9 protein-coding genes and 1 pseudogene are annotated in these 12,465 nt (G+C 73.7%); 5 read left to right on the top strand and 5 right to left on the bottom strand.

Annotation, left to right across the window (positions count from 1 at the left end; translation table 11 throughout):
* Positions 1-72: 72 nt before the first annotated feature.
* Positions 73-1,377 (bottom strand): annotated as a pseudogene (locus tag AC0OLQ_RS02765) (M14 family metallopeptidase); the annotation flags it as partial.
* 206 nt (positions 1,378-1,583) lie between these two features.
* On the opposite strand from AC0OLQ_RS02765, the gene AC0OLQ_RS02760 reads away from it, so the two are divergent.
* Together AC0OLQ_RS02760 and AC0OLQ_RS02755 are read left to right on the top strand one after the other, a co-directional pair.
* Entirely contained in the window at positions 1,584-2,903 is a 1,320-nt protein-coding gene (locus AC0OLQ_RS02760; RefSeq protein WP_484530067.1) for a C39 family peptidase, read from the top strand.
* Positions 2,904-2,932: 29 nt separating this feature from the next.
* Positions 2,933-4,273: a C39 family peptidase gene (locus tag AC0OLQ_RS02755; protein WP_484530066.1), complete on the top strand. Its 1,341-nt coding sequence runs from the start codon at positions 2,933-2,935 to the stop codon at positions 4,271-4,273.
* A 71-nt stretch (positions 4,274-4,344) separates the two neighbouring features.
* Here the strand turns inward: AC0OLQ_RS02755 and AC0OLQ_RS02750 are convergent, their stop codons facing one another.
* From AC0OLQ_RS02750 to mqnE, 4 genes are read right to left on the bottom strand one after another with little or no spacing between them, the layout of a single operon-like run.
* Positions 4,345-4,830, bottom strand: coding sequence for a hypothetical protein (locus tag AC0OLQ_RS02750; RefSeq protein ID WP_484530065.1), 486 nt, complete (start codon positions 4,828-4,830; stop codon positions 4,345-4,347).
* Between the two features lie 53 nt (positions 4,831-4,883).
* Positions 4,884-5,162, bottom strand: a complete 279-nt coding sequence (locus AC0OLQ_RS02745) for a DUF4229 domain-containing protein (protein WP_357332438.1) — start codon at positions 5,160-5,162, stop codon at positions 4,884-4,886.
* Between the two features lie 24 nt (positions 5,163-5,186).
* Entirely contained in the window at positions 5,187-5,615 is a 429-nt protein-coding gene (locus AC0OLQ_RS02740) for a hypothetical protein (protein ID WP_484530064.1), read from the bottom strand.
* Between the two features lie 10 nt (positions 5,616-5,625).
* On the bottom strand, positions 5,626-6,795 hold the full coding sequence (gene mqnE / locus AC0OLQ_RS02735; protein WP_357821200.1) for an aminofutalosine synthase MqnE: 1,170 nt from the start codon (positions 6,793-6,795) through the stop codon (positions 5,626-5,628).
* A 241-nt stretch (positions 6,796-7,036) separates the two neighbouring features.
* On the opposite strand from mqnE, the gene AC0OLQ_RS02730 reads away from it, so the two are divergent.
* The 3 genes from AC0OLQ_RS02730 (at position 7,037) to AC0OLQ_RS02720 (ending at position 12,369) form a co-directional block, all read left to right on the top strand.
* A complete protein-coding gene (locus AC0OLQ_RS02730) occupies positions 7,037-8,638 on the top strand; it encodes a C40 family peptidase (protein WP_484530063.1) in 1,602 nt (533 codons plus the stop codon).
* A 109-nt stretch (positions 8,639-8,747) separates the two neighbouring features.
* Positions 8,748-10,244 (top strand): hypothetical protein, encoded by a 1,497-nt coding sequence (locus AC0OLQ_RS02725; protein WP_484530062.1) that lies wholly within the window; start codon positions 8,748-8,750, stop codon positions 10,242-10,244.
* A 187-nt stretch (positions 10,245-10,431) separates the two neighbouring features.
* The gene (locus AC0OLQ_RS02720) at positions 10,432-12,369 is read left to right on the top strand and encodes a DEAD/DEAH box helicase (protein WP_484530061.1); all 1,938 of its coding nucleotides are present in this window, start codon (positions 10,432-10,434) and stop codon (positions 12,367-12,369) included.
* Positions 12,370-12,465 lie beyond the last annotated feature (96 nt).

Genomic DNA, 12,465 nt, shown 5'->3' with positions numbered 1-12,465 from the left:
GACCAGCGGAGATCGTCCGGACGGGAGGGGCGGGTCTGGGCCCGAACCGGGCCCCCACCGCGCGTCAGGTCAGCAGTAGGTGCTCTGCTTGCCGATCGCCCGGTACGGGCAGTCGGCGTACTCGGAGAGCAGCAGCACGGCCTCCCGGTTGCGGGAGGTCTGCGTGGGGATGACCTCGTCGGGCGGGTAGAACCCGCCGCCGGAGGCCGAGCCGGGGTACATCTCGAAGGTATACGTCCAGATCTTGTGGGCGCCCCACATCCAGTCGATGCTCGTTCCGTCCGCGATGTAGAGGTCGCTGGACTGCTCCGGGGTGTAGCCGTTGCTGGACGCCATCTGCCGGCCGATGGTGGCGAAGGTGTTGTACTGGTCGGCGTTCATCCCGGTGGCGGTGTTGCTGTACGTGTAGCCGTACGGCCAGAGCACCAGCTGCGAGTAGGTGTGGAAGTCGATGTTCGCTTTGATCTGCTGCACCCCGCCGACCACCCGGCCGTTGACGAAGTTGCGCAGCGCCGCGGTCTCCGGGGCGGAGAAGGCGGACGGGCCGCGGTAGGTCTCCGACGAGGTCGAGCCGGACGAGCCGCCGCAGCAGCCCCACTGGTACGCCCAGTTCCGGTTCAGGTCGGTGCCGACGTACGAGGAGCCGCTGTTCGGCTGCCGGTTCTTCCGCCAGGAGCGGTAGGAGCCGGTGGCGATGTCGTACTCGCTGCCGTCCGGGTTGACCGTGGGGACGATCCAGATCTCCCGGGAGTTGACGATGCTGGTGATCCGGGAGTCGCTGCCGTAGTTGTCGGTGAAGAGGTTGAGCAGGTAGATCGCCATCTCCACGGTGAGGTGCTCGCGGGCGTGCTGCTGGGCGTTGAAGAGGATCTCCGGCTCGTTCTCGTCCGTGCCGACGTTGTCGGAGATCTTCACGGCCATCAGGTCCCGGCCCTGGTAGGACCGGCCGATGCTGAGCGTGCGGGCGATGGCCGGGTGGTCGGCCACCACCGTGTTCACCACCGCGGTCAGCTCGGCGTAGTCGTGGTAGTTCGAGTCGGCGGGCGGGAAGGCGTATGCGACGGCGCCCGCGGCCGGGGCCGGGGCGACGTCCTTCTCCAGCCGGAAGCCGAGTCGGGCGATGGCGGCGGCCTCGGCGGTGGTCGCCGTGACCTGCAGCACGCCGTGTTCGGAGTGGTCGATAGCCGCGCCGGTGCGGGCGACGGCGCTGCGGTCGGCGAGCGTGCGCGGGCCGAGCACCCGGTAGGCGACGGCGGCGGGCGCACCGTCCGGGGCGGGCCGGGCGGCGGCCGGGCCGGTGAGCGCGGCGGCGAGGGTCAGGCCGACGACGGCGGCGAGGGCCAGCCGGCGGCGGAGCGCGGACGTGCGGAAGGCCATGGACAACCTCCTCGGGGTACGGGACGTCCCGTTGTCCGCACACTTCACCAGGAGTCACATGGTCATATCAACATTCATAACTATGGGCTTCCATCCCGACCTGATCCTCACGCCGGCAATCATTTTCCATGCGTGAACCTCTGGCGAAACTTCCCTCCAGGAGCGACAGTGAACGGCAACGATGCCGTTCTCCTGGAGGAGCTGCCATGGACCGGACATCCCTGCGGTCGGTCGCCGTCGCCGGCGCCACCGCGCTCGCCCTCCTCGGCACCACCGCGCCGGTCGGCGCGACCACCACCGTCACGCACGACGAGCAGATCACCTGGCAGGGCTGGTCCGGCACGGCCTGGTCGGCCGGCACCGCCGCCGGCACCACCGGCACCGCGGCCGGCCTGACCCTGACCACCCCGGTCGGCACCATCCTCTACAAGGACCCGCACAGCAGCACCCGGCGCACCTGGGCCTACGGGACCTGGACCTCGCCGCTCACCCAGGTCAGCTTCGACGCCAGCGAGCTGGTCACCTCGTGGAACGCCGACACTCCGGCCGGCACCTGGCTCCAGGTCGAACTCCAGGGCACCTACACCACCGGCACCCGCACCCCCTGGTACGTCATGGGCCGCTGGGCCTCCGGCGACGGCGACATCCGGCGGACCAGCGTCGATCGGCAGGGCGACAAGACCTCCAGCGTCTTCACCGACACGTTCGCCATCACCAACACGGCCTCCGGCGTGCTGCTGCGGGCGTACCAGCTCCGGGTCACCCTCTACCGGGACCCGGCGTCGACCGCCACGCCGGTGCTCCGGTCCGTCGGCGCGATGAGCTCGAACGTGCCGGACCGGTTCACCGTCACCGCGAGCGCCGGGCACATCGCCTGGGGCACCGAGCTGGCCGTGCCGCGCTACTCCCAGAACATCCACGCCGGCCAGTACCCGGAGTACGGCGGCGGCGGTGAGGCGTGGTGCTCGCCCACCTCCACCGAGATGGTGGTCGAGTACTGGGGCCGGAAGCCCGCCCCGGCCGACACGTCCTGGGTGGACCCGGGCTACGCCGATCCGACGGTCGACCACGCCGCCCGGATGGCCTACGACTGGCAGTACGGCGGCACCGGCAACTGGCCGTTCAACACCGCGTACGCGGCGAGCTTCCCCGGCCTGGAGGCCAAGGTGACCCGGCTGCACTCGCTGGACGAGCTGGAGCAGTTCATCGCCGCCGGCATCCCCGTGGTGACCAGCCAGTCGTTCCTCGCCAGCGAGCTGGACGGGGCGGGCTACGGCACGGCGGGGCACCTCATGGTGGTGGTCGGCTTCACCGCCACCGGCGACGTGATCGCCAACGACCCGGCCTCGCCCAGCGACGCCGCGGTCCGGCACGTCTACCGGCGCGACCAGTTCGAGCAGATCTGGCTGCGTACCCGGCGGACCACCGCGAGCGGTGGCACCGGCAGCGGCTCCGGCGGCGTCGTCTACCTGATCAAGCCGACCGAGGTGGCCTGGCCCTCCGTGGCCGGTTCCACCAACTGGTGATCCATCCCTTCCCACCCAACGGAGTGCACATGGTAAGACCAGCCCTGCGCGCGGTCGCCCTCGTCGGCGCCGCCGCGCTCGCCCTCGTCGGTGTGACGGCGCCCGCCCACGCCGACAACAACCTGCCGGTCGTCGCGCACGACGAGCAGATCACCTTCCAGGATTGGTCCAACTACCCCGACTGGGCCGGCGGCACCCACGAGGGCACGTACGCCATCCCGGGGCACCGCACCGGGATCACCATCGGCCAGCCGGCCGGCACCACCGAGTTCACCGACGAGCACACCGGCGCCACCCGGACCTGGGAGTACGCCACCTGGACCTCGCCGGAGCGGACGGTCGGCTTCGACGCCAGCGAACTGGTCGCCTCCTGGAACGCGGCGACCCCGGCCGGCACCTGGATCCAGGTCGAGCTGCACGGCACGTACAACACCGGGAAGCAGACCCCCTGGTACGTGATGGGCCGCTGGGCCTCCGGCGACCAGGACATCAAGCGGTCCACGCTGGACGGCCAGGGTGACCCCTGGTCGACCATCTGGACCGACACCTTCTCGATCGACGACGCCAAGGCCGGTGTGCTGCTGCGGTCGTACCAGCTCCGGCTGACCCTCTACCGCGCGCCGGGGCAGACCGCCTCGCCGCGGGTCTGGATGCTCGGCGCGATGAGCTCGAACGTGCCGGACCGGTTCACCGTCGCCCCGAGCAAGGGCGGCATCGCCTGGGGCACCGAACTGGCGGTCCCGCGCTACTCGCAGAACATCCACGTCGGCGAGTACCCGGAGTACGACGGCGGTGGGGAAGCCTGGTGCTCCCCCACCTCCACCGAGATGGTGGTCGAGTACTGGGGCCGCAAGCCCTCGGCCGAGGACACCGCCTGGGTCGACCCGAGCTACGCCGACCCGACCGTCGACCACGCCGCCCGGATGACCTACGACCACGAGTACGAGGGCGCCGGCAACTGGCCGTTCAACACCGCGTACGCGGCCAGCTTCCCCGGCCTGGACGCCCGGGTCACCCGGATGCACTCGCTGGACGAGGTGGAACGCTTCATCAAGGCCGGCATCCCGGTGGTCACGTCGCAGTCCTTCCTGGCCAGCGAGCTGGACGGGGCGAACTACGGCACCTCCGGGCACCTGTTCGTGATCGTCGGCTTCACCGCCGACGGTGACGTGATCGTGAACGACCCCGCCTCGTCGTCCGACGACGTGGTGCGCAACGTTTACAAGCGGGAACAGTTCGAGCAGATCTGGCTGCGCACCAAGCGCTACCGGGCGAACGGCACGGTGGCCTCCGGCTCCGGCGGCATCGCCTACCTGATCAAGCCGACCAACGTGGCCTGGCCGGTTGTGCCGGGTTCCACCAACTGGTGACGGGACGGGCCCGGCACCGTCCCCCTCGGGACGGTGCCGGGCCCGTCGTTACGGTCGTGGACCGGCCCGGGTCAGGCCGACGGGGCGAACGAGGCGGGCGGGGCCGTGGGCTCGGCCCGCCGGCTGCGCCTACGGATCGCCCGCACGATGATCACCACCCAGGCGACCAGGGCGGCCACACCGGCCAGGGCGAGCCCGGTGACCAGCAGGTAGGTGGAGCCGCCGGCGGTCGAGAAGACGCCCTTCCGGGCACCGGTGTCGAGCGCCGGGGCGGTGGCGCCCGCGGCCAACCCGTCCGGCGCGTCGTAGAGGATCACGTCGGCGCGCTGGGCGCCGCCCTCGGTGGCGACGAAGGTGCCGTGCCACTCGCAGTTACGCCGGCCGCATTCCTCGTTCACCGCGGTGAACGTGCCCGGCGTGCCGCCACCGTTCTTCGCCTCCCAGGCCGGGGCGAGGTCGGTGACACTCAGCATCAGTCCGATGGCGGCGATGACCGGCAGGCCGATCCAGACGAAGACCTTCGACCGCCACCCGTTGATCGTGTTCAGGAAACTCACGGCGGCAGACCCTAGCGGTCCGGGTCCGATCCCGCTGCCCCGTGTGCGGCGGATCAGCCCTCGCGACGCTCGTCGGTGCGCTCGGCCTGGTCGTCCCCGGCCAGCGCGGAGCGCAGCCGGTCCTTCTCGGCGCGGCGCCGCTCGGCCGCCTCGGACATCTCGCCGGCCATCTCGTCGCGCCAGCCGCGGAGCAGGAAGAACGACAGCGCGGCGGAGAAGACCAGCGCCAGCATCAGCCGCAGGAACATGTTCATGTCGACGAACCAGAGGGCCGCCAGCACGCCGACGAACAGCCCGATCCGGCCCAGCGTGTACTTGACCGCCGCGCTCACGCCAGCTCTCCCTCTCTCAACGCCTCAGCCCGTTCGCCGGGCCAGCCAGTGCACGCCATGAAACCAGACCACCGCGTAGACCACGGTGAACACCGTCGCGGCCAGCGCGCCGCTGGCCAGCGGCGGCAGCCCGGCCGCGAGGCCGGCCGCCACCAGCCCGGCGAAGACGCCGAGCGCGATCCCGGCCAGCGCCGCGAGCACCCGGGCCGCGCCGAACTCCCAGGCCCGGAAGTCGTCCCAGAACAGCCACAGCGGAAGGATCACCGCCAGCCAGCCGTTGGTCCGCCCGAACCGGCCCGCGCCCATGGTGGCGAAGGCCCACTCGAAGAGCACCAGCGCCAGCACCCCGATCACCAGCCCGGCGAGGCTCACCCCGAGCAGGTCGCCCAGGGTGAGGATGCGCCCCTCGGCGTCCCGCCGGGGAAAGGTGCGCTGCTGCTCCTCGGTGCTCATCGGCGTGCGGTCAGGCCCAGACCTGCTGCGGCTCGGCGCGGCGCTCGGCCAGCGACGGGGCCGCGTCGTACTCGCGGACGATCTCGTAGCGGGTGTTCCGCTCGACCGGGCGGAAGCCCGCGTCCCAGATCAGGTTCAGCAGGTCCTCGCGGTGCATGGTGTTCGGCGTCCCGTACGAGTCGGCGTCGTGGGTGATCTTGTATTCCACGACGGAGCCGTCCAGGTCGTCGACACCGAAGTTCAGCGACAGCTGCGCCACAGAGAGGCCGTGCATCACCCAGAAGTTCTTCACGTGCGGCACGTTGTCGAAGAGCAGCCGGGAGACGGCGAACGTCTTCAGCGACTCGGCCGGCGAGGCCATCGTGGTGCGTGCCTGGATCTTGTTACGGATCTTGCCGTCCGCCGAGTCCACGAAGTCGTGCTGGTAGCGCAGCGGGATGAAGACCGCGAAGCCGCCGGTCTCGTCCTGCAGCTCGCGCAGCCGCAGCACGTGGTCGACCCGGTGCCGGGGCTCCTCGATGTGGCCGTACAGCATCGTCGCCGGGGTCTGCATGCCCTTGCTGTGCGCCAGGGCGTGGATCCGCGACCAGTCCTCCCAGTGGCAGGCGTGGTCGACGATGTGCTGCCGGACCTCCCAGTCGAAGATCTCCGCGCCACCACCGGTCAGCGACTCCAGGCCGGCGTCCATCAGCTCGTCGAGGATCTCGTCGGCGCTCAGGCCGCTGATCTTCTCGAACCACTGCACCTCGGTCGCGGTGAAGCACTTGAGCTTGACGTTCGGCAGCGCCGCCTTGAGCTCGCGCAGCACCTTCGGGTAGTAGCGCCAGGGCAGGGTCGGGTGCAGGCCGTTGACGATGTGCAGCTCGGTGAGCTGCTCGTCCTCCATCTCCTTGGCCTTGCGGACCGCCTCATCGATGCGCATCGTGTACGCGTCCTTCTCGCCCGGCTTGCGCTGGAACGAGCAGTACGCGCACGAGGCGGAGCAGACGTTGGTCAGGTTGAGGTGCCGGTTGACGTTGAACATCACCCGGTCGCCGTTCATCTCGGTGCGCTTGTGGTGGGCCAGCCGCCCCAGCCACGCGAGGTCGTCGCTCTCGTAGAGGGCGACCCCGTCCTCGCGGGTCAGCCGCTCCCCCGCGTAGACCTTCGCTTCGAGCTCGCGCTTGAGTCCGGCGTCCATCGAAAGCCACGTCCCTTCCACCTGCGGTCCCGGTCGAGCGTACGTCGCGCGTCGGACGAAGCGGCGACCCGGTCGACCGCAGCGGCCTGTTCACCGGACTCCCGGGCGGTCGTCACCCTCCGCGCATCGACATAGCTGCGCTGGTGAGGTAAGACAGGATGGGGCGGAACACACACCGGTACCGTCCTGGCTCACCGCGCCCACCTCGCGCGGAACGCACCAGAACCGGACGGGGAGCGGAATGGTCGACAGCACCCAGAGCCGACGCCGACGAGGCCGGCATCCGGTCATCTCGCCGGTACTGCGTCCGGCGCTCTGGTCCGCCCTGCTCGGGGCGGTCGCGGCGGCGGCGCTGGCCACCCCGGCCTGGGCCGATCCGCTGCCCGACACCGTTCCCGACACCGGCTCGCGCCCCCGGGTCGTCGGCTCGCTCCAGCTCCCCACCGTGCCCGGCGCCGTCCCGGGCCTGCCCGGCACGGTCAGCGGCGCCCCGGGCCGCACCCCGGGCCTCCCCGGCGCCACGACCGGTGCCACAACCGGCGTCACCAACCCGGCCGACGGCCCGCTGATCGCCCAGATCAACCAGGTCGACGCGCTGGTCGCCCAGCTCGGCGACCAACTGCTCAGCGTCAAGGGCGAGCGGGACACCGCCCGGGCGGACCTGACCCTCGCCGCCACCCGGTTGAAGGAGGCCCAGGACGCGCTCCTCCGGGCCCAGGAGGACGCGAAGACCGCCGCCGCCGACGCCGTCAAGGCCGACGCCGCGCTGCCGCCCGGCGAGTTCGGGGCCAACCTGCGCGAGCTGGCCAACCTCCAGCGGATCACCCGGGGCGACAAGGCCGAGGGGGCCACCACCGCGGTGACCGGCGAACTCGCCCGGGCCACCGCCGCCGAACAGGTCGCCCGCGAGGCGCACGCCTCGGCCCAGCGGCGGGCCGCCGAGAAGACCGCGGAGTACACCCGGGTCGAGACCGACCTGCACAAGCAGGAAGCCACGCTGCTCAAGCTCCGCAGGGACAACGCCGCCAAGCTGCTCGAGATCGAGCGCCGCGCGGACGCCGCCGAGCAGCAGCTCGGCAGCTCGTTCGTGGTCAACCAGAGCGTCAGCGGGCGGGTCGCCGACCCGAGGGCCCTGGTCGCGGTGCGGTACGCCCTCGCCCAGCTCGGCGACCCCTACCTCTGGGCGGCCGAGGGGCCGGACCGGTTCGACTGCTCCGGCCTGGTGCTCGCCTCCTACCAGGCGGCCGGCTACCAGGGGCTGCCCCGGGTCTCCCGGGACCAGTACTACGCGACCCGCTCCCGCACCGTCGATCCGAACGCGCTCCTCCCCGGCGACCTGCTCTTCTTCGCGTCGGGCAGCAGCTGGGCGAGCATCCACCACGTCGCCATGTACATCGGCAACGGCAAGATGGTCGAGGCGCCGCGGACCGGCGACGTCGTCAAGATCTCGGTGGTCCGGTGGTCCCGGCTCTATGCGGCCACCCGGGTGATCGGCGCGGTCCCCGCCCCGGCCACCCCGGCGCCGGCCCCGACGCAGGCGACCATCCCGCCGAAGCCCAGCCCGACGCCGAAGCCCACCAAGACGGCCACGCCCAAGCCGACCAGAACGGCCACGCCGAAGCCGACGTCGAGCACGCCCAAGCCGACGCCGAGCACGTCGAGCCCGACGCCCAGCCCGTCGACCCCGTCGACCTCGCCGAGCACCTCGCCGTCGCCGTCGCCGAGCCCGTCCGACTCGCCGAGCCCGTCGCCGACCGAGACCGCCAGCACCGCGCCGACCGCCGCCGACCCGTCGGGCAGCACGGCCGAGAGCACCAGCGCCAGCCCGAGCACCACCGACTGACCAACCGTCCACTCCGACTGTGCTCCCGGGCCGGAATGTGGCACGGTGAGATCCAGGCACGCCCGACCGGCGCCACGGTCGGGGGCGAGCGTGGGCGCGGAGGGGCGAGATGGGCGAGCAGGACGTTCCGGCGGAGACGGTCCACCCCGGATCCGCGCCCGACGCCGCTGACCGGCCGGCCGGCGCCGCCGACGAGCCGGACCAGGCGGCCCCGGTGTCCGTCGCCCGCGCTCGGGTGAGCGTCGCCGGCACCGCCGTGCCGCCCCCGGCCGAGGAGCGGCCGAGCGGGCCGGCCGCCGGCACCACCTACCGGGCGGGTGGCCCGACGGACGCCGTCCCGGCGCTGGACCGGCGCCGGCCGGGTGCCTCCATCCCCCCGCCCTCGACCTGGTCCGCCTTCGCCGCCGCCGAACGCTCTTCCGACCCCGCCGACAGCGCTGCCTCGACGGGCGAGGCCGGCCTGGAAGCCGCGCCGGGCGTGAACGACGCCGTCGACGCCGGGCCCGAGTCCTCGGACCTCGGAGCGGGTCCGGTGGGCACCCCGTCGGCGCCTCGGGTCGCCGGGTCCGCGCGGGTCCCCGCGCCGGCCGCTGAGGCGGCTGCGGCGCCCGTGCTGCCCGCGCCGCGCGCGGAGGCGCCGGGTTCGGACGCCGGCCAGCCGCAGGTCATGAAGGCCCCGGTGCCCGAACAGGGACACGCCCGGGCCAGCGCCTCCGTGCCCGGGCTGAGCCGCGTCTCGGCCGACGAGGTCGCCGCCGCGGTCGCCGGCACGTCCGGCAGCGCCAAGGTCTACCGGGCGGGCCCGGTCAACCCCGAGCCCCCCGAGCCGGCCCAGCCGCCGGAGCCGGCCCAGCCCCCGACGCCGCCCGTGCCGGAGCCCGAGCCGGCGCCGACCCCCGTACCGGGTCCGACGCCGCCCTCCCCGGCACCGCCCGTGCCGGCCCCGGAGCCCCCGTTCCGGCCGACGCCGCCGGTGCCCGCACCGCCGCCGGGCCCCACCCCGCCGGGGCCCGTGCCCCCGCTGCCGGGGCCGCCGGCGCCACCGCCCGGACCGCCGGTGCCCCCGCCTCCGCCGCCACCCGGCCCCGCGCCGGCGCCGCCGTTCCCGCCGCCGCCCGCCATGGCCGGCGCACCCGGTTCGACGCCGTTCACGGGCGCGGTTCAGCGGGGCCCGGCCGCCGCGCCGCCGCTCCCCACCGCGCCGTCGATGGTTCCGGCGCCGGCCCTGCCCACCTGGCCGCCGTCGGCCAACCCCACCGACTACCGGCCCGGGCCGCCCGGCCACGGCCCCGCGCCGAGCCACCCGGTGGGCCGCCAGCCGGGCGGTCCCGGCCCGGCCGGCAGCGGGTACGGCGGCACCGACGGGCCGGGCTTCGCCACCGTCTCCTTCCCGCAGGGCAACCCGCTGGAGAACTCCGGCTCGCTGACCGGGCACATCCTGGCCCAGGGCTGGGCCGAGGACCCACCGGCCACCCGCTCCAGCAACACCAAGGTGGTGATCGTGCTGGCCGTCGCACTAGCGCTGCTGGTCTCGATCAGCCTCCTGGTGGTCTTCCTGGCCGACGACGCGCTGAGCGGCATCACCGGCACCGTCCTGACCAGGTGACGGGGGTGAGCCCGCCCACTACACCCTCGCGCTGCGGTGGCAGGTTCGCCGCATCGCCGTACACTTGTGGAGATCACTGACCCGGCGCGCCCGTTGCGCGCCCATGGGCGATCTTGCGGGCGAATCGGCGGCGTGACCAAGCCGCGGCGGGCCATCGCGAAGATGCGCCCCGCTTGAAAGGCATTTCTTGACCACGTTCGCTGCCTCCGGCACGTCCCCGTCCGCCGACCCGACCATCGACACCCCTGACTTCGCCGCGCTCGGCCTGCCCCGGCAGCTGGTCGAGGCGCTCGCCCGGCAGGGCATCACCACCCCGTTCGAGATCCAGCGGGCCACCGTGCCCGACGCCCTCGCCGGCCGCGACGTGCTCGGCCGGGGTCAGACCGGCTCGGGCAAGACCCTCGCCTTCGGCCTGCCGGTGATCGCCCGGCTCGCCGACCGGAACCGCGCCCGGCCGCTGCACCCGCGCGCCCTGGTCCTGGTGCCGACCCGTGAGCTGGCCATGCAGGTCAACGACGCGCTGATGCCGCTCGGCAAGGCGGTCGGCATCTTCCTGAAGACCGCCGTCGGCGGCGTCCCGTACGACCGGCAGGTCGACGCGCTGCGCCGCGGCGTGGAGATCGTCGTGGCCACCCCGGGGCGGCTCGGCGACCTGATCGAGCGGGGCGTCTGCAAGCTCGACGACGTCGAGATCACCGTGCTGGACGAGGCCGACCAGATGGCCGACATGGGCTTCCTGCCCGAGGTCACCGAGCTGCTGGCGAAGACGCCGGCGGACGCCCAGCGGCTGCTCTTCTCGGCCACTCTGGACAACGACGTCGACTCGCTGGTCAAGCGGTTCATGACCGACCCGGTCACCCACTCGACCTCGCCGGCGACCGCCGCCGTGTCCACCATGGACCACCACCTGCTGCTGATCCCGCCGCACGACAAGTTCGCCGTCGCGGCGTCCATCGCGGCCCGCGAGGGTCGCACCATGCTCTTCGCGCGTACCCAGCTCGGCGTCGACCGGCTGGTCGAGCAGCTCGCCGCCGTGGGCGTGCGGGCCGGCGGCCTGCACGGCGGCAAGACCCAGCGGATGCGTACCCGGACCCTGGCCGAGTTCCGCGAGGGCCGGACGAACGTGCTGGTCGCCACCGACGTGGCGGCCCGGGGCATCCACGTCGACGGCGTGACGCTGGTGCTGCACGTGGACCCGCCGAAGGACCCGAAGGACTACCTGCACCGGGCGGGTCGCACCGCGCGGGCCGGGGAGTCCGGCGCGGTGGCGACCCTGGTGCTGCCGAAGCAGCGCCGGACCACGCTGGCCATGCTGGAGAAGGCGGGCGTCGAGCCGGCCGAGACCCGGGTCCGCGTCGGCGACGCGGAGCTGGCCGAGCTGACGGGCGCCCGCGAGCCCAGCGGCGTGCCGGTCCGCAACGAGCCGGAGCCGCGCCGGGGCGACCGCGACGGGCGCGGCGAGCGCCGCTTCGGCGACCGCCCGACCGGCCGGAGCTACGACCGGGGCGACCGGCGCGACGGCGACCGCCCGACCGGCGGCCGCGGCCACGACCGGCCCTTCGGCGAGCGGCGCTTCGACCGCGAGGACCGGGGCTTCGGCGAGCGGCGTCAGGCCGACCGGGGCGGGTTCGACCGGGACAGGCGCGGTGAGCGGCGCTTCGGCGACCGTGACGAGCGCGGCTCCGGCCGGCCCTCGGGCGACCGCCCCTTCGCCGAGCGGGCCGGGCGGGACCAGCACCGACCGACCGGCGCGGGTCGCGGCTACGACCGGGACGCGCGCGGCGACCGGCGGCACGACGACCGGCCCACCGGCGGGCGCGCCTACGGCGACCGGCCCACGGAGGGCCGCGGCTACGGCGACCGGCCCACCGGGGGCGGCTACGGCGACCGGGACGGCTCCCGCCGCTACGGTGACCGGCCCACCGGCGGCCGCGGCTACGGCGACCGGGACGGTGCCCGCCGTTACGAGGACCGCCCGCAGGGCGAGCGGCGCTTCGGCGAGCGGGGCGAGTTCCGTCCGGCCGAGCGCCGGGGCGGTTTCCGTCCGGAGGCGCGGGGCCGCGAGGACCGGCCGCGCGACGACCGGCGCGGCTTCGGCGGCCGGCCGCCGGCCCGCACCCACTGACCGGGCCGGGTCCAGCCACGCGAACACCGACGCCGCCGCCGAGCCACCGCTCGGCGGCGGCGTTCGCGCATCCTCTGCCGGTGTCCGCCCGGTGGC

The organism is Micromonospora sp. Utrum1 (genome assembly GCF_057197805.1).
Note: the sequence above shows the minus strand (reverse complement) of the source record. Positions and strands in the feature narration are given on the sequence as shown.

What these genes read in the sequence shown, in the direction of transcription:
- mqnE (WP_357821200.1), bottom strand. Translation starts at nt 6,795, where the DNA reads ATGGACGCCGGACTCAAGCGCGAGCTCGAAGCGAAGGTCTACGCGGGG.
- AC0OLQ_RS02725 (WP_484530062.1), top strand. Translation starts at nt 8,748, where the DNA reads ATGGGCGAGCAGGACGTTCCGGCGGAGACGGTCCACCCCGGATCCGCG.
- AC0OLQ_RS02730 (WP_484530063.1), top strand. Translation starts at nt 7,037, where the DNA reads ATGGTCGACAGCACCCAGAGCCGACGCCGACGAGGCCGGCATCCGGTC.
- AC0OLQ_RS02740 (WP_484530064.1), bottom strand. Translation starts at nt 5,615, where the DNA reads ATGAGCACCGAGGAGCAGCAGCGCACCTTTCCCCGGCGGGACGCCGAG.
- AC0OLQ_RS02755 (WP_484530066.1), top strand. Translation starts at nt 2,933, where the DNA reads ATGGTAAGACCAGCCCTGCGCGCGGTCGCCCTCGTCGGCGCCGCCGCG.
- AC0OLQ_RS02760 (WP_484530067.1), top strand. Translation starts at nt 1,584, where the DNA reads ATGGACCGGACATCCCTGCGGTCGGTCGCCGTCGCCGGCGCCACCGCG.